This window comes from Roseimarinus sediminis (assembly GCF_050433125.1).
In the GTDB taxonomy this organism is placed as follows: Bacteria; Bacteroidota; Bacteroidia; order Bacteroidales; family Prolixibacteraceae; genus Roseimarinus; species Roseimarinus sediminis.
This window is the reverse complement of sequence record NZ_JBNPXV010000001.1, coordinates 551,185-571,243: the sequence shown is the minus strand read 5'-3', so window position 1 is coordinate 571,243 and position 20,059 is coordinate 551,185. Positions and strand designations below refer to the sequence as shown.

Sequence of the window (20,059 nt, the reverse complement as noted above, 5' to 3'; positions counted from 1 at the left end):
TTAGATTAGTTATTGGAAAATTAGATGTCGTGATGGCTATCGCAGTGCACTCAAGGTGATCTCCGATCCATCATATATAATTATTTTAGCGGGTTGAACATCCAGGTCGAAGCCCGTACTTGCATCGGGAGTAATGAAATAAACCTCGATTTTCCGTTCGGTTTTCATGCCGTCGAAAGCGCCCTGACGATTGCCCAGGGTGAGCGCTCCGGCTGCCTCATCATAAGTGATCGCGATCAGTGAAAATTCGCCCTGCTCGTAATCGTAGTTGATTCCTTCGTCTTCATAAAGGCTGAAGCTGGCATCGGCTCCGGTATACACCATCAGTTTGAGCGTCCCGTCGTTGGGTGCTGAAGTATATTGAATCTCGGGGCCAAATGGCACAATCGATCCGGCCTTTACAAAAAGCGGAATACGCCCGAGCGGTGCATTGGCAGCGATGTTTTGTCCTCCTTCATAGAAGGTATTGCTGTAGAAATTGTACCAGGCACTTCCTTCGGGAAGGTAGACTTCGCGTTGGCGTTGCCCGAATTCACCAACAGGACACACCATGAGCGAAGGCCCAAAGAGGTATTGATCGGCAATGTTGTTTACGCGCTCATCGGTGGCAAAATCCATCACCAGTCCGCGCATTATGGTCGAATTATCGTGATATGCCTTACCGGCAAGCGAATAAATGTAAGGCATCAGCCGGTAACGCAGTTGGGTATAATAAACCATCGATTCGTATTCGATAGTGCCTTCGGGAGCAATGTTCCAAATTTCGCGGTAGGGAAATTGCCCGTGAATACGGAAAAGCGGGGTGAAAGCTCCAAACTGGAACCAGCGTGTATTCAGCTCGCGCCATTCTTTCTGATCAGCAATATTCGGTTTTTCATAGCGCTTTTCAACGGCAAAACCACCAATGTCGGTCGTCCAGTAAGGAATGCCAGAAAGCCCCACATTGATGCCGGCTGCCCACTGATCGCGCAGGTCGCTCCAGCGCGAAACCACATCGCCACTCCAGGTAGCCGCCCCATAATGTTGCTGACCTCCGTACATCGAGCGGGTAAGGATGAACACCCGTTTGTCGGGATCGGTGTTACGTTGCCCATCATACACGCCTTTGGCCTGCAACAGCGAATAGGCATTGAAAAACTCCCTTCCTGAACCAAGATGATTCGGAGTCATGGTTTCCTGCTTTTCGCGCAATGAAACATTGGAGTGAATATCGGGTTCGGTTGCATCGAGCCACCAGGCATCGATGCCTTTGCTGAATAATTTTTCGTTCAGCCCTTTCCAGAAAGCCTTGCGCGCTTCGGGATGATAGGAATCGTAGAAAGTCGACAGGTAACCTTCGCCAATCCAGTCGCGGTTGCCCAGTTCAACATTCTTTGTAAAGAGCCAGCCATTTTTTTCGAACCTTTCATAATTGTCGGTTCCCACATAAAATTTGGGCCAAACTGAAATCATGATGCGGGCATTCAGATCATGCACCTGATCGATCATGGCTTCGGCGTCAGGAAAACGATCCAGGTCGAAATCGTGATCACCCCATTTGTCCTGGGGCCAGTAATTCCAGTCGAGAACGATGTTGTCGAGGGGGATTTCACGTCGACGGTATTCGCGTACCACATCGAGCAGCTCGTCCTGTGTTTTGTAACGCTCACGGCTTTGCCACAGTCCCAGCGCCCAGGCAGGCACAATGGGAGCTTTTCCGGTAAGTTCACGATAGCCCGAAATCACTTCATCGGCATTGCTTCCATAAATGAAATAATAATCGATCTGTTTTCCGTCTTCCGCTGATAGCGACAGTTTTTCCTGCTTGTCGGCATAGGATCCGTCGAGGCAGGTCAAACCAATGTACGATACATCGGCATCGGGTTTCCATTCAATTTTAAGGTGCTGCTTAAGGCCAGGCTCCATGTCGATTTGGAATGTTACAAACCACGGATTCCAGCACTGTCGCCAACGATCGAACAGCAATTCACCATCGACCCATACCTTATAGTAACCTGCAGCCCAAAGTTTGAATTTGTGGGTTCCGGCCTGCTTAGCCTCCACAAAACCATCCCATACAATGGTGCTGTTGTGGTCCATGGCAAAACCAGCAGGGTAATTGTCCTGCTCTTCGAGCGTTGTATAATCGATGGTATTTTCGATGCGGCTAGTGTACAAATGATCCCCCCGGTCGTAATAAAGTGCAGTTAAACCGCCTTCGTTTCCTTCGGCATCGTATAGTTTGAGCGACGAAACCGGTTCGTAGGTACGTGGATCGCCAAAACGACTGATAGCGTAGTTGTCCCACAATATGCCATAATTTCTATTCGAATACAGAAATGGAACTACTGCAACAATGTTGTTTTGCTGCAGCTCCACATCGAGCCCTTTGTAATTCAATGCTCCGTTCTGATGCTGACCAAGACCATAGAAGGCTTCCTCGGCAGGCGACTCAAACACCTGCATCATAGCGCTTTCAGGAAGCTGATCATCGATTTGAGTTCCGTAATAACGCCCACCATTTTCTTCATTCTTCAGAATTACTTTGCCTGAAGCATCTTTGAAGCATACCGCCCCGGTATTCCGGTTTACATGAACCTTTAACTTTGAGGTGCTAAGGATGATTTCTTCTTCGTTTTCCTTTACATTCCAACGGGTGTCCCCGGCGGGCTGCGCCAGAACCATCAGGCTGGTGTCGGTCGAAAAGTCGTGACCTGCTTTGGCCACGCTCACCCTGATCACTTCATCACTGAATACTTCAAGCCTGATTTTCTCAGCACTTTCTTCCACTGCTACCACTACCCCGTTCGCTGTAGTTTGTACAGCCGACTGACCACACGAAAGCATGATCATCAAAAATAAACCCCAAATAACTCCTTGTCTCATCGCTTTTTGCTTTCAAAAAATTTCTAATCCTTCAGTTTTGCACCAATGCATACTGCGCTTTAAAATTCTAACACGACGAAAGTAAAGAAGAAGGGCTACATCAGGGGGTACCAATTGTATGTGATTCTTAGCTTTTTTGTCTTTAAAAGGCATCCACACAACCAGCCTTACAATTGATTATGAATTGGTTTGGAATATGCGTATAAAAAACACAGTATTCATCCTGCCAGCCGCTAAAATTCAATGATTGGGTGTGAAATAAAAAGGAAGTGCAGTGTCGCCGGATGTGTAAAAAATATCAAACGGCAATACAACAAATGAAGAATATTAAGTAGACATTTTGCACTGTTAAAAAGAACAAATGCCCGCCGGCTACGCTTTATCGTCGGTAGAGGAAGTTTGCTTAATGTACTGGGTAGGCGTTATACCATACTCACTCTTAAAGTGTTTGGTAAAATACCTTGGATCGTTAAAGCCTACTTTATAAGCCACCTCCATGACCGTTAGCTGGCTTTTGGCCAGCAACTGTGCCGCTCTGCGAATGCGCATGATGCGAATGTATTCGATGGGTGTTTTTCCGGTTAAGGCCAGCAGCTTATTGTACAAATGCGCCCGACTGATACCGACTTCCGAGCTGAGCCGTTCGACCGAAAAATCGGGTTCCTGCATGTAGTTTTCGGTAAGCTGCTTCACCTTGTTCAGGAATTTCTCGTCGAGTGAAGTGATCTCGATTTCCGACGGTTGAATGTCGAAGTTCTTCTGGAATTTTTGCCTTTGCTGCTGACGGCGTTCAATGAGCATGCGAATGCGTAAAGCCAGCAATTCGAAGTTGAAGGGTTTGGTAATGTAGTCGTCGGCACCAATCTGCAGGCCTTCGTACTTGTGCTGATCGGTGGTGCGGGCGGTAAGCAGTATTACCGGAATGTGCGAGGTTCGTGCATCGTTTTTAATTTTAAGGCACAATTCCAGACCATCCATCCCGGGCATCATGATGTCGCTCACAACCAGGTCGGGGTTCCATTCGGGGATCAGCTCCCAGGCCGAGATACCATCGCCCGCTTCTTTGATCTCGTAAATATCTTTCAAATTATCTTTCAGGTAGAACCGAATGTCGGGATTGTCCTCGACCAGTAAGAGCCTGCATTTTTCGCCTTTCATGTTTTCAACTTCCTGCTTTTCGACCTTAGGCTGAGGGCCCCTGCGCTCATCGAGCCATTTGCTTTCGCCCCGTTGTATTTTGAATTCACGTTGAAGCGGAATAAGCACTTCAAATGAACTACCCACACCCGGAACACTCTCCACAGCAATGGTTCCTTCGTGCATTTGCACAAATTCGCGGGTAAGCGAAAGACCTATTCCACTGCCCCGGCTTACCATATTGCCTTCGTGTGTATTTTGCACAAAACGCTCAAAAATGATTTCCCGCTTGTCCTTCGGAATTCCTATTCCTGTATCTTTCACTTCAAGACGGAAAGCACCCTGCTCCCCATCAATGAAAGAAAGCGAAACCGAAATTTTTCCATTTTCGGGCGTAAACTTAAAGGCATTCGAAAGCAGGTTAAACACAATTTTTTCAATCTTATCATAATCGAGTGAGGCCTTCAAGGTTTCAGCATTCGATTCAAACTGCAGCTGAATGTTACGACTGGCAGCCAGATCGGAGAACGACTCAGTGGCCTCACGACAAAAGGCAACCAGTTCGCCTTCACTTACTTCGAGATTCAAGCCCTGTACTTCGAGTCTTCTAAAATCGAGCAACTGATTGATCAGGTTGAGCAAACGCCGTGCATTGCGTTGCATTAAGCGCAACTGATCACGGTTCTTCCCATCGGGTGTTGTTGAGATTATCTGCTCAAGCGGCGAAAGAATCAGGGTTAAGGGCGTACGAAATTCATGACTGATGTTGGTAAAGAACTTGAGTTTCAGCAGGTCCATTTCATGTACCCTGGCCGTCTCGAGCCTTTCTTTCTGAATCAGAAAACGATTGCGCTCACGGCTTATAATCAGTTGAATGGCATAAAAAATGGAAAGCAGTGTAACAACCAGGTAAATTGAATAAGCCCATTTGGTTTTCCAAAAAGGAGGAAGAATTGTTATGGAGAGACTGATTTCTTCCGATTTCATTTCATTTTCAAGATCTGACACATACACCCGTAGCTGATAATCGCCGGGATGAAGATTGGTATAAGTCACCTCCCTGCCTGCGGGAGTGGTAGTAATCCACTCTTCATTAAATCCGTCGAGCAAATAATGAAAATTTGTTTTTTCTGGATTCAGGTAATTAATGGCCGAAAAGCTAACAGAAAAAGTCTTTTCAAAGTGCCTTAAGGTGATGTTTTCAACATGATTAAGTTCCTTGGTCAATAAGATTCTTTCATTTATTTCCTGACCCACTTCCACCTTTTTGTTTTGCACTTTCAATCCGGTAAAAAGCACTTTTGGATCAATCATCGATGTGTTCAAGTTTTCTGGATGGAAAATGCTAAAACCATCGGAACCACCAAAAATCAAGGAACCATCGTTGGTTCTAAGGGCAGCATGTTCGTTGAATTCGATGCCGTGTAAGCCATCCTTTTCATCGTAATTTTTGGTTTTAAATGAAGGCTGTCCCTCTTCGTCAGTATAAATAATCAAATTAGTCAGCCCCTGGGGTGTTGCCATCCACATGTTGCCGTCATGAGCTTCGAGCAAGGTCAGAATGTTGTTATCGGGGATACCAATTTCCTCACCCAGGTCTACAAATTTCTGAGTTGCCGGATCGTAGAAATTCAACCGTTCGCGGGTGGCCATCCATATCCAACCACGACTGTCGCTGTAAATATCGAGTACCGAATTGCTGCTGATCGAATTGGGTGACTTATCATCTTTGATAAAGCGAATAAACCGGCCCGTGCGTTTGTCGTACAAATCGACGCCATTGGCGGTGGCAAACCATATGTTGTGATCGGGATCTTCGGTGACCGACATGATGAAATTTGCACCCGGCAAAGGATCTTCAAAAGGTTCAATGCGGTTAAAGCTCTGTGTTTCGCGATCGAAAACGGCTATTCCGTCGCCCAGTGTTCCAATCCACAGTTTATGACTCTTGTCTTCGTAAACAGTCCAAACATTGTTTCCGGGCAACGACCGGGCATTGGCCGGATTGTGCTGATAGCGGGTAAAACGACTGCCGTCGAAATGATTCAGTCCGCCCAGATAGGTTCCCAGCCACAGATCTCCCTGATGATCGATGCACATATCGACAATCACATCACTACTTAGACTGTTGGCATTGGCCGGATCGTGCCTGTAGGTTTTGAAGGTATTCTCCTTGCGGTTGAAATAAATCAAGCCGCCACCATTGGTACCTATCCACAAATTTCCTTTTTCATCCTCGGCAAAGGTGTTTACATCCTCGTTACTCAGCCAGTTTTCGCGTGAAGGATTCAATGTATAAGTCCTAAACTTAAACAAATCGGGATGAAAGTAATTCAGGCCTTTCTTATAAGTACCCACCCAAATTATATTGTGCTTATCAACAAGAAGCGAAATAACACTGTTTTGCGAAATGCTGTTTTTATCGCCATGTTCGTACTGATATACCGACAAATCACCTGTTTGCAGGTCAATTACATTCAGCCCCCCATGGTCGGTTCCAATCAAAACACGTCCCTGCTGGTCGATATTAATACAGGCAATATTGTCGTGACTTAGTCGGTATTTTTCCGATCGACTGCTGTAATGCTTTACCTCCAGTAATTCAGGATTAAAAGAAAACACTCCGTTTTCATCCTGAACGGCGAAAATCCAGGCGTGATCGTTTTGATCGAGGGTCAAATTGTAATCATTTTCCGATTCGGGTATTTCATTTAAAACCGAATCATAACGCTTTACAACGCGGAACAAGTCAGGATCAAAAACCTCAACTGCCCTGGCCCTGTTGATGATCCAAAAGCGCCCTGAAGAGTCAATACTAATATCGTTGATTTCGTAGGGCATTAATTCACTGCCGCATGCTGCATGAAGCAGTGTGTCTTGTTCTGGCTGGTAACAGTATATCCCCATCTCGCGATGAACGAGCCAGAAATTATTTTGTTCATCGGTAAACAAATCGATGTAATTATTATGTGGAAGCCCTATATCGTGATGAAAAAGCGGATGATCGGAACTAAAACGGGCCGTATGCGGATCGAAAATTGAAATAATGTCTGGCCCCATAATCCATAAACAACCATTGTGGTCCTCATAAATATTATTGACAATATTATCGGGTAGCGAAGATGTATCTCCCTTCACCTTTTGATAAACGATCGTATTGTAACCATCGAATGAACAAAGGCCATTCACGGTTCCAATCCAGATTAAGCCACGACTGTCCTGAAATAAGGACACAACCTGATTACTTGGCAAGCCGTTGGTAATGTCGAGGTGCTTGAACTGCATTGACTGCTCCCGGGCTGTAACAGCCCCAAATGAGCACACCAGCAGGATATACAAAATAAGGTTTTTCATTCTTTGCGTAAAATTAACACGATCTCATTGATTCCAATAAAAAATCAACTGCGTATTTGATTACTACTACCTGCTCTTTTGTCAACACCACCAAGACAAGATGTTAATTTATAAGCAAAATATGTTTTTTAATTCAAATTTATAAGCCAATCGCTTGTTTTATTCAATTTTATCCTACTATATTTGTAGTATAGTTACGGAAGTAATTCCGGATAATCTATTTCAAACACACATTAACAGTTATATAGGTCACATTCAGTATGAATTTCAACTCTTCAAACAGTACAAAAAGCCATGCCTTCATCATGATGATGATGTGTATGTGCTGTGCTTTTTTGGTACGGAAGGGTTTCGTGTATAGCTAGATTTAGACATAGTAAATTAATATGCAATCAGCCCTTCCGGATTTCCGGAGGGGCTTTTTTTATTCCATAAAACAAGCCATGACAAAACAAAGACCAACAGGAGCCAAAAACACCACAATGAAGAAAAAGTATCTGCCGGTAAGCATCGACATCACCGGTGAAAAAATTCTGGTACTTGGAGGAGGTAAGGATGCCGTATCGAAGATTCAGATCTTACAGCGCTTTGGTGCCAACATCGAGGTAGTTGCCCAATCGGTTTGTGCTGAGCTTCAGCAGCTGGGCGTAAAATACACCGTAAAAAATTATGAAGCGGCCGATCTTGACAACTGTTTAATGGTATATTCCTGTATCGATGACGAAGTAATAGATCGCAGTATTGTGGCCGATGCCCGGGAGAAAGGAATCCTGGTCAATATTCACGATAAACCGGCACTTTGTCAGTTTATTTCACCTGCTGTTTACCAGAAAGAAAATATTACGGTGGCCGTTTCTTCCAACGGAGAAAACGTATTTCATTCAATTAAACTAAGAAATCACCTTCAGGACTACTTAAATAAAAACATCCACAAAATTATCGATTGATGAGCAATTCACTACAACCCTTTACAGCGCAGCAACAGCAAGAACTGAAAGAACTGCTGCACAATGCTACTTCCAGCCAGTTATTGTGGCTTAGCGGCTACATTAGCGGGCTTTCGCAAAAGCTAAACGGCCGTATTTCCGAAACTGTCGGGTCGCACATAAACAATGATTCTGAGCAACAAACGCTCACCGTACTTTACGGTACCCATACCGGCCACAGCGAACAAATTGCCGGGCAACTGGCCACTTTAGCCCGACAGCAAGGCATTAAAGTAAAACTTTCGAGCCTCGACAACTACAAGGTGCGCGACCTGAACAAGGAAGAACAGCTGGCACTCATTGTAAGTACTCATGGAGAAGGCGAACCGCCTTTAATGGCCGAGGCCCTTCATGACTATGTACACAGCAAAAAGGCCAAGGCTCCGAACCTGAAGTATGCCGTACTGGCTCTGGGCGACCGCAGCTATCAGTATTTCTGCAAAACAGGCATCGATTTCAATACTGCGTTTGGTGAGCTTGGTGGTAAAGCATTGCTGCCTTTGCTCAAATGCGATGTCGACTATGAAGCCGATGCCGCAAAGTGGATCAAACAGTTGCTAGAAAAAATTGAAACTCAAAAACAGAAACAGCCTGAAAAACAAACTGAAAACAGCGAAAAAAATACAGTATCGAAGTATTCAAAGCTCAATCCCTTCTATGCCGAAGTACTCGATCGCAGAAAAATTACCGGGAGAAACTCCGACAAGGAAGTTTGGCACATTGAGCTATCACTCGAAGGCTCCGGTTTACATTACGAACCCGGCGATGCCATCGGAGTTTTCACCAACAACCCGCCCGAATTGGTCGATCAGCTGATTGAACACACCGGCTTTAACCCCAACAGTACGGTAACCACCCGCTACGACGATGTTACACTTTATGAAGCGCTGTATCATCATTTCGAAATAACAGTGCTCAACCGCAAGGTGCTTGAAGACTATCTGGCACTGGGTGAAAACAAAAAACTGGAACAACTCCTGTCAGATTCCGAAGCCCTCGAAAGCTACCTCGATGGCAGCGACCTGCTTGACCTGCTCAGCGACTTCCCGATCGGCCTCAAACCAGCCCAACTCATTTCTGTTTTGCGCTATTTGCCGCCACGGCTCTATTCCATTGCATCGAGCCTGGAAGCCAACCCCGACGAGGTACATTTTGCAGTGGCCAAGGTCGATTTTGAACGAAACAGCAGAAAAAGAAAGGGCGCATGTTCAAGTTATATTTCGGAGCGTTTGCGCGAAAATGAAAAAATCCCGGTTTTTATCGAGAAGAACATCAATTTCAGATTACCGCAGGGAGAACAAACACCGCTCATCATGATCGGAGCCGGAACCGGTGTTGCCCCCTACCGTGCTTTTATGCAGGAGCTTCAAAACAGAGGCCGTAAAAACAACAGTTGGCTCATTTTTGGTGAACGCACCTTCAGCAACGATTTTCTGTATCAGGTAGAATGGCAAAAATTTGTAAGCGACGGCGTACTCGGCCACATCGACCTTGCCTTCTCACGCGATCAGCAACAAAAAGTTTATGTTCAGCACAAACTGCAGGAAAAATCATCCGAGATCTACGGATGGCTGCAAAAGGGAGCCCACTTATACATTTGTGGCGACCGCAAAAAGATGTTTAACGATGTTCATTCATCCTTACTCGAGATCATCAAAACCCAGGGAGGCATTAGCCATGAAAAGGCCGAAGCCTATCTGCACCAGTTAAAACACGAAAAGCGTTACCAGCTTGATGTCTATTAAATGAAGCAAATCAGTTTAAGCAATCAAAAATAAGAAAAATGAGTACAATCGACTGGACCACCTTATCGGAGGTTGAAAAAATAAAATACGACAGCAATTATTTACGTGGAACAATAAAGGAGAGCCTTGCCGACCCAATAAGCGGAGCCATAGCAGCTAACGACCGACAGCTCTCCAAGTTCCACGGAATTTATCAGCAATACGACCGCGATGTCGAAAAAGAGCGAAAACACCAGAAACTCGAGCCGGCCTGGTCCTTCTTAATCAGGTTAAGAATGCCGGGAGGCCTGGTCTCTCCCTCGCAGTGGCTGCATATGGATCAGCTGGCTGACCAATATGCCAACCATACACTGAAACTAACTACGCGCCAGGCCTTTCAGCTCCATGGAGTTTTAAAATGGAAGCTGAAAGAAACCATCAGCAGCATCAACGACAGTCTGCTTGACACCATTGCAGCCTGTGGTGACGTGAACCGTAATGTGATGTGTCACCCTAATCCGGCCGAATCGGCGGCACATGCCGAATTGATCAAGCTGGCCAATGAACTGTCGCTTCATCTTAGTCCTAAAACAAAGGCTTACCACGAAATATGGCTTGACAAGCAATTGGTAGCCGGAGGTCAGACAGATGATGAACCCATTTACGGGAAAACCTACCTGCCCCGAAAGTTTAAAATCGGGCTGGTAATACCACCCTACAACGATTGCGACGTTTTTTCACAGGATCTCGGCTTCATTGCAATTGTTGAGAAGGAACAGATTATTGGTTTCAATGTAACAGTAGGTGGAGGATTGGGATCGACCTTTGGCAACGGAGCAACCTATCCACGCCTGGGCAATGTGATTGGTTTTTGTACCCCCGCTCAATTGATCGATGTGGCTGAGAAAATAGTGCTTGTACAACGTGAACACGGCAACCGGCAAGACCGTAAACAGGCCCGGTTGAAATACACCATCGACCGGCTGGGGCTTGAACATTTCACCGAATTAGTTTACGAACAACTGGCCTTTCGCCTACAGGAAGCCAGACCTTTCCACTTTATTCGGAATGGCGACCGTTATGGATGGAAAAAAGGAACCGACGGGCGATGGAGCTACACCCTTTTCGTTGAAGGAGGACGTGTAAAAGATCAGGAAGCCTTTAAGCTAAAAACGGCCCTGCGTGAAATGGCCAAAATTCACGACGGTAGTTTTATTCTTACCGGTAATCAAAACCTGATTATAGCGGGCGCTTTGGCACCAACAAAGAAAAAAATCAATCAGTTACTAAAAAAGTACCAGATAAAAAACGGACTGCTTTCGGGGCTGCGACGCAACTCAATTTCGTGCGTAGCATTGAACACCTGCCCGCTGGCTTTTGCTGAAGCCGAACGTTATCTGCCTCACCTGATCTCTCAAATTGAATCCCAACTGGAAAAACACGGGCTCTTTGACGATGAAATCGTGATCAGAATGACCGGTTGTCCAAATGGTTGCGGTCGACCCTATCTGGCTGAAATCGGACTGATAGGAAAAGCTCCCGGACGTTACAACCTATACCTGGGAGGAAGTTTTACAGGTCAGCGACTTAATACACTTTATGCTGAAAATCTGAATGAAGCAGAAATTCTTGATGCGCTCAACCCCATCATTGCAGCGTACAGCGGCGATAGAAAACAAGGAGAGCGCTTCGGAGATTTCGTTCTGCGAAAAAAAATTGTTAATGAAATCAGAGAAGGACGTGACTTTAAACATTAAATGATTTAAATTGCATAATTATTCGACATGATAAATAAAACAATTGCCATATTGGGTTTAGGTTGGCTGGGCCTACCACTCGCTGAAAGCCTGCTAAAAAAAGGATACCGGGTAAGAGGTTCTGTTAGCAATGAGGAAAAAGCTGCCCGCCTGTCAGAGGATGGATGGGACGTATCGGTTTTAAAGCTTTTTTCGAATGCGATTGATATCAGCAATGAAGACTTCTTTGATGCCGATGTGCTAATCATTAACTTTCCACCTGCCCGTGTCGATGCCATTGAAAACATCTATCCCAATCAACTACGGCAATTACTTCCCTACATCAATCATTCAGCCATTGCCGAAGTAATATTTGTGTCGTCCACCTCGGTATATCCCGAAATTAATGGTACGGTCACTGAAGCGGATGAACTTCGGCCCGAAAAGGCCAGTGGCATTGCCTGTCTTGAAGCAGAAAAGGTGCTCAACTCGCAGCAAAACTTTGAAACCACTGTCATCCGCTTTGGCGGGCTCATTGGCCCCGGACGACATCCCCACCGCTTTATGCGTCCCGGGACGGTCAACACCGAAGGCGACAAACCTGTCAATTTAATTGTGCTTGACGACTGTATTGGGATCATTCAGCATGTAATTGAAGAAAACATCGGGGGAGAAATCATTAATGCCTGTTGTCCGCAACACCCCACCAGAAAGGATTTTTACACTGCGGCTGCTAAAGCGGCAGGTGTAGAGGCTCCGGTTTTTGATCATGCTTCTGCTTTGAAATTCAAAATTGTGAGCAGTGAAAAACTGAGCGATCAGCTGGGCTACCAGTTTAAGTATCCCAATCCGATTAATTATCTCAACGAAACAGCCATTTCTTCTTAAAGCGAAGACCTGTTTTTTAGGGTGACTATTCACTATTTCCATTCATTTATTTCATTCAAACTTAAAAAGAGCTTTCGGTTCCGGCACTTCGTTGCCAACAAGCCAAAGCCACTATTAGATATGAAACATCTTATTTCGATCACAGGTGCCGGTCCCGGCGACCCTGAACTCATCACTGTAAAGGCCCGTAAAAGATTAGAACAGGCCGATGTTGTGCTGTACGATGCCTTGCCGGGAGATGCCCTGCTCAGACTGGCACCCCCTGAAGCCCTCTTCATTTATGCAGGCAAGCTGGCCAACGACGGACAAAACCAACAACTTCGCCAGGAGGCTATTCATCAAACACTGTTACGCATGGCCCGAAAGGGAAAAAAGGTGGTAAGACTCAAAGGAGGCGATCCGATGATTTTTGGACGGGGAGCCGAAGAAATCCGATTTTGCAGACAAAATCGACTACGCTATGAAGTGATTCCGGGCATTACCGCTGCCATGGCTGCCGCCTGTGAGTTTGAAATTCCGCTTACCGAACGTAACAACAGTTCCATGGTTTTATTATACACCGGCAGCCGTACCAACGGCCGTTTCGACCAGCTGGGCACGGTGGTGGAAGTACTTAAAGCCAGTTCAACAGTTTCGCTCTACATGGGACTGAAAAACCTGGGCGCCCTGGCCGACGCACTTATTCAGGCCGGCGTTGAGGCAAACACCCGCGTGAATATCCTTTCGAAGGTTTCACACCCAGGCAGTGAATCACTCTGTGGAACGCTGGCCAACATTGCTTCGCTCATTCTTTTGCACCGGCCCGCCACCCCGGCCATGATACTCATTGGAAAATATGCTGAAATAATTTGTGAAGAGGAAAGCCGGAAGGGTACTGAGAAGCAAGCAATTCAACCCCGGCTACATTTACAGACAGGACTTAGCTGTTGAAAATTAATGCATTCATCCGGCAAAAGCAGAAGAACAAATCGCTTATCTCCTGCTTTGAAAAGGTTGACAAACTCCGCTAAATTCATACTCAGAGCCATTTCTTTTTTCGGAAAAAGTACAGCATCACAAGGGCCATGACAATCATAAGGCCCCACATGATGAAATAACTGTAACGATAATGAAGTTCCGGTACATAGTCGAAGTTGGTGCCATATACACCGGCCACAAAGGTGAGTGGAATAAAAATGGCAGCAAAAATGGTCAGCACCTTCATTACATCGTTGGCACTGTTGCTCAACCGGGTATTGTAGATGTTCAGCTGATCACTGATCATTGCATGATATACTTCGACCGATTCAAGGGTGTGGGTAAGCAAATCATCCAGATCGGCAAAGAAAGGCATTGAGCTTTCCTTAATCAGATCGCCATCGGAAACCTTCAGCTTTTTTGAGATATCAACAGCAGGTCGTACGGCTTTGCGTATGAAACTAATTTCCATCTTCTGTCTGTAAATTTTCTCTATGGTTTCCTTGCTGTTGCTGGTGATGATGTGTTCTTCGTTTTCTTCGACCAGTTCACCAATGGCACTCACACACAAGAGGTAATTATCGACGATGGTGTCGATGATCCTATAGAGCAGGTAATCGGACTTACTTACTCTTAGTTTACCTATGTTCTGACGAAGCCGTTCCCTGATTGGATTGAAAAACCCGCCGACTTTTTCCTGAAACGAAATTACATAGAAAGATCCCAGCACAAGGGTAATCTGCTCAGCCGACACCGACTTTTCAGTCTCGTTAAAAGTAAGCTGTTTCAAAAATACTACCTTGTTTCCACCATCATCAACCAACTTGGGTCGCTGATCGGTATTGACGATGTCATCAAGTACAAGTGGAGAGATATTGAAGCGCTTTCCAATTTTTGAAATCACGCCTGCATCGTGCAGCCCGTCGATATTGATCCAGTTGATCCGGCTTTCATCGACGTGAGCAAGCAGTTTCATCAGATCGGCCTCCTCATATTCGGCCAGGTGGCTGTCGTCATAAACGGTCATCCTGAACCGTGTTGCTTCCATCTTCTTCCTTCCTATGAAGGTGAGCGAACCGGGTGATTTATCTACTAATACTTTTCTGTTTTTTAGAAAGCGTGCCATCGTCTATGTTTTCAAATTAGTAGTGTTGGCTAAAATGCTTAAAAAGCTATTCTATTTCCTTTTGATCATGTGAATTTACAAAAAGTATCGTCCCCAGTTGATCGTAACCCATAAAAAGGTTCGACTTTTCATGTTTCAAGGTACCTTCCATAAAGCCAATGATGGTTAAAGCGGCATTGGCCGAATGCTCGTTAATAATGGTTTTTGATGATACATGATCCTGTGCCGGAATTATTTTGATGTTTTGAATGGTGATCGGTAAGCGACCGCTAACCACCATGTTTGCCAAGCCCTCTTTTACCTTTTCTATCTGACACGGCTCACAGATATCAAAAATCTTAATGGATGATTTTCGCCAGTCGGGATGTCCAAGTATGATGAAACTAAGCAGGATCATCAGGTTGGCATTATCGTAATCGCTCGATTTGATCCAGACATGTATGCCCTTTTTAAAATCGATTGGAAGATTGCTTGAAGCAAGAATGCAAACATCAAAGTTACCGGCTCTGATCAGTGCAAAATTATCAATGATGTTGTTCAGGTTCTTTCCTGTTTTTTTATCAAAGTCGAGCATGACCATGTTGTTTTCCATGCCACTGATTCCGGGGAGTTGAATGGCCTGGGCAATGGCCGAGGTATACGAAGGTGAAATCATGGAATCGATGTACACATAGTCTTCAATCCCCTGAAACATTTCGCTGATTCTGCCAATTTCCTCATCGGCCTGCAGGCGGCTCGATTTTGAGAAATAGCCCTGAATAAGATGCAGGTAAGTACCAAAGCCGTAGCGATACGAAATCCAATTGAGCAGTCTGATCATGTCGTGACGTTCGAAGGTATCCTGTGAGATGCAAATGGCACTGGGCCGCCATTCTTCATATATGCCCGACTTGCGCTGTTTTTGCACAAATACGTGTAATTTTCGGTTCAACTGAAAAACACTGTTGGCAAAAATAGCCTGAAATCCTTTACGATCTTTGTTTGTATATGTAACATATAGGTAGAGTACCGTCATTACAACAAAGGCAAGAAAAGCGTACAGGGTATTAATTTTGAACATTACCCATACCGAAACAACAAAACCCACCAGCGAAATGTACCATTTCGAGCGGAACGAAGGCCGGTACGAAGGAGAAGCACCAAAATGGTTCAGAAAAGAAATAAGACAGATCGCTCCATAGGTAACCATAAAAAACATCGATATTACTTCGGCCACTGCATTCACATCGCCCAGAAAAACGAAAACATAGGCAATAATTATCGTAACAATGGTCGCATTGACCGGCTCTCCATTTTTATTGGCTGACAACCAGTTGTTTAGTTTTGCTCCGGGAAACGAACGATCGTTCGACAAAGCCTGCAGGGTGCGGGGAGCCACCATGACCGATCCGAGTGCCGACGAGATGGTTGATGCAGCAAGTCCTAAAGGTATAATGGCAATCCCTGCGATGGCAATATTGGCCATTACCAGCTGATTTTCGACCATCTCCTGTGGTGATGCTGAAATGGCAAGTTTATAAACCACAAAGAAGTAAATGATCATTCCTGAAATGGTGGCCAGTGTAGTGCCTCTCGGAATTGACTTTGAAGGATCCCTTAAATCGCCCGAAAGTCCAACCCCGGCTGTCATACCCGTAAAAGCAGGAAAAACGATGGCAAATACCATAAAAAAGTCACTGCCATTACGAAATTCAAGATTGGTGAAAGAAAGCTGACTTTCGGCAGCAAGGGTACCTTCACCAAAAAAGAACATGGCGAGTGAAATGAAAAGGATGGCCACCACGAAGTAAAGCATTTTTACACCCAGACTGGCACCCTTTTTAAGAATGATGACTGCCAGTACGGTCATGGCAGGAATGCTGATTACCTGTCGTGGCAATTCCATTCCATATTGTTTCAGCACCCAGTTAAACAAAAACTCAAACGATTCGGTAAAGGCTATAACATAAAAAGCCACACTGATGGCCTGAGACAAAAACAGGGTAAAGCCAATGGCCGAACCAATATTTAAACCGAATGAGCGCGAAATGATGAAATACTCACCTCCTCCCTGCACTCGTTTATTGGTTGCCAGTTCGGAAATAGCCAGGGCTGTTGGAATGGTAACCAGGTGCCCCAGCAGGATAATCAGAATAACACCCCAAAAACCAAGCGTCCCAACGGCAAAACCAAAACGCAAAAACAAAATGGCCCCCAGTATGGTAGAAATGGCGGTGAAAAATACCGGTGCTGTCCCAAACTTTTTATTTCCGTCCATAGCATGCTGATATTGGCTGATTGAAATCATTCATCAATGATAACATACAGCCTGTTTATACAATTCAGTGTTATTTTAAGTACTTCACTTCGTAAATGTCACCCCTACGATCCTTCAGGTTTCTTACCGCACCATAGGTATGCAATTCGCGCAGCAAATCAATATCGACATCGGCTACCAGAATCATCTCGGTATTGGGAGTCGATTCAGCTTTAATTCCATTGGCAGGGAAGGAAAAATCGCAGGGAGTGAACACCACCGACTGGGCATACTGAATGTCCATGTTCTCCACCTTGGGCAGGTTGCCCACACTGCCGGCAATGGCAACATAACACTCGTTCTCGATGGCTCTTGCCCGGGCGCAGTAGCGAACCCGCGAATAACCGTTTTGTGTGTCGGTAAGGAAGGGAACGAACAAGATATGCATATCCTTATCGGCCATGATCCGCGACAGCTCAGGAAATTCAACATCGTAGCAGATCAGGATTCCTACCGGGCCGCAATCAGTCTGAATAACATCAACATAATCGCCTCCCTGAAGCCCCCAAACTTTCTTCTCATCGGGTGTAATGTGGATTTTCTTATAGGTATCGAATGTTCCGTTTCGATGACAAAGATGTCCGATATTGTAAAGTTGGTTATCATCCGATATGTAAGGCATACTTCCGGTAATAATGTTCACATTGTAGGTGACTGCCAATTGTAAAAATTTGTCCCTGATAATATCGGTGTATTGCGCCAGTTTCCTAATGGCATCGGCTTCGTTCAGGTGATTGTATCTGGCCATAAGCGGAGCATTGAAAAACTCGGGAAAAAGTGCAAAATCACTTTTGTATCCGGCCACTGCATCTACAAAAAATTCAGCCTGATCAAAAAGTTCTTCAATGTCCTTATAGGGGCGCATTTGCCACTGTATCAAGCCCAGGCGAACAATCGACTTATTGATGGTGATGTCGGAGGGCTTCTTTTCGTAATATATATTGTCCCATTGCAATAACACAGCATAGTCCTGCGATTCTTTGTCACCCTCCTGATAATTTTTGATCACTTTTTTTACATGAAAGTCGTTTGAAAGTTGAAAATTGAGGGTTGGATCATGAATTTCCTTCTGTCTTACTTTCTGAATATATTCCTTGGGTGAAAGTTCTTTTGCATATTTATGATAATTCGGAATGCGCCCTCCAAATACGATGGCCTTTAAATTAAGGCGTTCGCACAATTCCTTGCGTGCATCGTAGAGCCTCCGGCCGAGTCGCATGCCACGGTATTCGGGATTAATAAATACCTCAATTCCATACAGTACATCCCCTTTGGGCGTATGGGTCTTAAAGGTTTCATTGGCAGTCACCTCATTGTAATTGTGCGTGTCTTCGAACATGCCATATTTAACAATGATCGACAAGGCAATGCCCACAATCTTATCGTCGACCAGAACAGCCAACTGTCCTTCGGGAAAAATTCTGACCAGTTTCTCAATACTCTCCCTGCTCCAGTACGAATCACGCCAATTCTCATAAGCGGCAACCATTGATTCTTTCAGTCCGTTATAGTCTTTTGCCGTAAGGTGACGCAACTCAATTTTTCCTATTTCTTCCATATTATCTTCTTATAAAATTTAAGCGGTAATGTACTACTTGTAAATAAGCTATCCAATATTTCAATCGAAATATAATTGAACATAAATTACTGCCATTTACCGGTAAACAATTGTTGTTTATCGATTTAATTCCTGCACACGGTTTTCATAATGCTACTTTTGATCCGTGAATTAAAAATCACTCAAAAGCCGAAAACACAACTTTATCATTCAACTCATGTCCTTCACTGCCAACATTCAATCCACCTCCATGTCAATAAACGGCAGGCCGCCTTATTTGTTGACCGATGCCAATGGAAATGCCAATGCTTTTTACAGCAAAACCGCCGCTTTTGCCAACGAAGTGATTCAGAAAGGGAAGCAGCAAGTGGGTGGCATCATTACAGCTTTTAATGCATTCCATTCCCGATCGAAAGTAGTTGTGCCAGGCTTTTCGGATGAACAGCTGGTCGATTTGCTGGTAATGGGTGTATTCTGGCTTGATTACAAGCAACATGTAAAAAACAAGCGCTACCTTAAAGCTGCTGTTTTAAAGGGTTTGTATCGCATTCGGAACACCAGCCCGCTCATCAAGAAATTGACCGACCAGTGGAGAGGCCGTCTCGCTTCGCGCTGGCTGACGAAAAAGAGTGAACACCAAGCAGAACTTACACAAAAGAACCTGCTAAAACTCTGCCATTGGCTTTCTGCCACCAATGAATTCGAAAGCGAATTAAAGCCAATCAAAAGCTGGCTGCACTATTTCAATTCGCTTTCACCTGCGCTTGCCAGGCAACAACTAAAGCACATCGTCGACTTTGCCCTTTGGTTCAGAGAAGCAGCCAGCAGCCAGCTGGGAAACTACACCAGCGGCGTTCATGCATTTCTGACTACCCATCATTCACGCTACTATTCGAGAGAAGATTATTTCTTTACCGGCCGGCAGGAAGCAGAATATCACCTGAACATGATTGGTGCCGAAATCATGAACCAGGGCATGAGACCGGATTTTCTGAAAACAGAACGAAAAATTTTATTGCTCCCTTCGTGCATGGCATCGGGTAAACATTGCATGGCGAAAATGAATGAGACCGGACTCACATGCAGCAAGTGCACACCGGAATGCCGGGTTCGTCAAATCTCAGATAAACTTGACAAAGAGGGAATTAACACCTGTCTGATACGACATACAACAGGTTTCAAAGATGATTTGAAGAAATATGCCAGGCAACAACACACGGGCATTATCGCTTCGGCCTGTGTATTAAATTTACTGATGGGCGGGCTCGAAATGAAACGCCTCAACATTCCTGCACAATGTGTTTATCTCAACTACAGCGCTTGTCGAAATCACTGGAATCCGAAAGGAATTTCTACCAACATCGACCTGGCTCGCATTCTACACATTGCGGGCAAAACGACACTGAATAAAGTGGTTTGTGCCTGATGCCGT

11 protein-coding genes are annotated in these 20,059 nt (G+C 45.0%); 6 read left to right on the top strand and 5 right to left on the bottom strand.

Going from position 1 to position 20,059, the window contains the following annotated elements; genetic code table 11:
• Positions 1-36: 36 nt before the first annotated feature.
• A complete protein-coding gene (locus FHS86_RS02240; RefSeq protein WP_429410680.1) occupies positions 37-2,865 on the bottom strand; it encodes a TIM-barrel domain-containing protein in 2,829 nt (942 codons plus the stop codon).
• A gap of 372 nt (positions 2,866-3,237) precedes the next feature.
• On the bottom strand, positions 3,238-7,356 hold the full coding sequence (locus FHS86_RS02235; RefSeq protein WP_429410678.1) for a hybrid sensor histidine kinase/response regulator transcription factor: 4,119 nt from the start codon (positions 7,354-7,356) through the stop codon (positions 3,238-3,240).
• Positions 7,357-7,838: 482 nt separating this feature from the next.
• On the opposite strand from FHS86_RS02235, the gene FHS86_RS02230 reads away from it, so the two are divergent.
• The 5 genes from FHS86_RS02230 to cobA all read left to right on the top strand — a co-directional run bounded on the left by FHS86_RS02230 (position 7,839) and on the right by cobA (position 13,620).
• Positions 7,839-8,303, top strand: coding sequence for a precorrin-2 dehydrogenase/sirohydrochlorin ferrochelatase family protein (locus FHS86_RS02230; RefSeq protein ID WP_429410675.1), 465 nt, complete (start codon positions 7,839-7,841; stop codon positions 8,301-8,303).
• Positions 8,303-10,087: an assimilatory sulfite reductase (NADPH) flavoprotein subunit gene (locus FHS86_RS02225; protein ID WP_429410673.1), complete on the top strand. Its 1,785-nt coding sequence runs from the start codon at positions 8,303-8,305 to the stop codon at positions 10,085-10,087. Before FHS86_RS02230 ends, FHS86_RS02225 begins: the two co-directional genes overlap by 1 nt.
• Positions 10,088-10,125: 38 nt before the next feature.
• Positions 10,126-11,823, top strand: a complete 1,698-nt coding sequence (cysI, locus tag FHS86_RS02220) for an assimilatory sulfite reductase (NADPH) hemoprotein subunit (RefSeq protein WP_429410671.1) — start codon at positions 10,126-10,128, stop codon at positions 11,821-11,823.
• A 27-nt stretch (positions 11,824-11,850) separates the two neighbouring features.
• Positions 11,851-12,690 carry an NAD(P)-binding domain-containing protein gene (locus tag FHS86_RS02215; protein ID WP_429410669.1) on the top strand — a complete coding sequence of 280 codons (840 nt, stop codon included), beginning with the start codon at positions 11,851-11,853 and terminating at the stop codon, positions 12,688-12,690.
• A 120-nt stretch (positions 12,691-12,810) separates the two neighbouring features.
• On the top strand, positions 12,811-13,620 hold the full coding sequence (gene cobA, locus FHS86_RS02210; protein ID WP_429410667.1) for a uroporphyrinogen-III C-methyltransferase: 810 nt from the start codon (positions 12,811-12,813) through the stop codon (positions 13,618-13,620).
• A gap of 88 nt (positions 13,621-13,708) precedes the next feature.
• Here the strand turns inward: cobA and corA are convergent, their stop codons facing one another.
• From corA to FHS86_RS02195, 3 genes are read right to left on the bottom strand one after another with little or no spacing between them, the layout of a single operon-like run.
• Positions 13,709-14,773: a magnesium/cobalt transporter CorA gene (corA, locus tag FHS86_RS02205; protein WP_429410664.1), complete on the bottom strand. Its 1,065-nt coding sequence runs from the start codon at positions 14,771-14,773 to the stop codon at positions 13,709-13,711.
• 46 nt (positions 14,774-14,819) lie between these two features.
• A complete protein-coding gene (locus FHS86_RS02200; RefSeq protein WP_429410662.1) occupies positions 14,820-17,060 on the bottom strand; it encodes an amino acid permease in 2,241 nt (746 codons plus the stop codon).
• Positions 17,061-17,100: 40 nt separating this feature from the next.
• On the bottom strand, positions 17,101-18,627 hold the full coding sequence (locus tag FHS86_RS02195) for a carbon-nitrogen hydrolase family protein (protein ID WP_429410660.1): 1,527 nt from the start codon (positions 18,625-18,627) through the stop codon (positions 17,101-17,103).
• Positions 18,628-18,877: 250 nt separating this feature from the next.
• Here FHS86_RS02195 and FHS86_RS02190 point away from each other — a divergent pair, with 250 nt between their 5' ends.
• Positions 18,878-20,053 (top strand): DUF116 domain-containing protein, encoded by a 1,176-nt coding sequence (locus tag FHS86_RS02190; protein WP_429410658.1) that lies wholly within the window; start codon positions 18,878-18,880, stop codon positions 20,051-20,053.
• The last annotated feature ends 6 nt before the right edge of the window (positions 20,054-20,059 follow it).

Excerpts from the sequence above, each read along its gene's own strand:
- FHS86_RS02240 (WP_429410680.1), bottom strand. The coding sequence starts at position 2,865 with ATGAGACAAGGAGTTATTTGGGGTTTATTTTTGATGATCATGCTTTCG.
- FHS86_RS02235 (WP_429410678.1), bottom strand. The coding sequence starts at position 7,356 with ATGAAAAACCTTATTTTGTATATCCTGCTGGTGTGCTCATTTGGGGCT.
- FHS86_RS02230 (WP_429410675.1), top strand. The coding sequence starts at position 7,839 with ATGAAGAAAAAGTATCTGCCGGTAAGCATCGACATCACCGGTGAAAAA.
- FHS86_RS02225 (WP_429410673.1), top strand. The coding sequence starts at position 8,303 with ATGAGCAATTCACTACAACCCTTTACAGCGCAGCAACAGCAAGAACTG.
- cysI (WP_429410671.1), top strand. The coding sequence starts at position 10,126 with ATGAGTACAATCGACTGGACCACCTTATCGGAGGTTGAAAAAATAAAA.
- FHS86_RS02215 (WP_429410669.1), top strand. The coding sequence starts at position 11,851 with ATGATAAATAAAACAATTGCCATATTGGGTTTAGGTTGGCTGGGCCTA.
- cobA (WP_429410667.1), top strand. The coding sequence starts at position 12,811 with ATGAAACATCTTATTTCGATCACAGGTGCCGGTCCCGGCGACCCTGAA.
- corA (WP_429410664.1), bottom strand. The coding sequence starts at position 14,773 with ATGGCACGCTTTCTAAAAAACAGAAAAGTATTAGTAGATAAATCACCC.
- FHS86_RS02200 (WP_429410662.1), bottom strand. The coding sequence starts at position 17,060 with ATGATTTCAATCAGCCAATATCAGCATGCTATGGACGGAAATAAAAAG.
- FHS86_RS02195 (WP_429410660.1), bottom strand. The coding sequence starts at position 18,627 with ATGGAAGAAATAGGAAAAATTGAGTTGCGTCACCTTACGGCAAAAGAC.
- FHS86_RS02190 (WP_429410658.1), top strand. The coding sequence starts at position 18,878 with ATGTCAATAAACGGCAGGCCGCCTTATTTGTTGACCGATGCCAATGGA.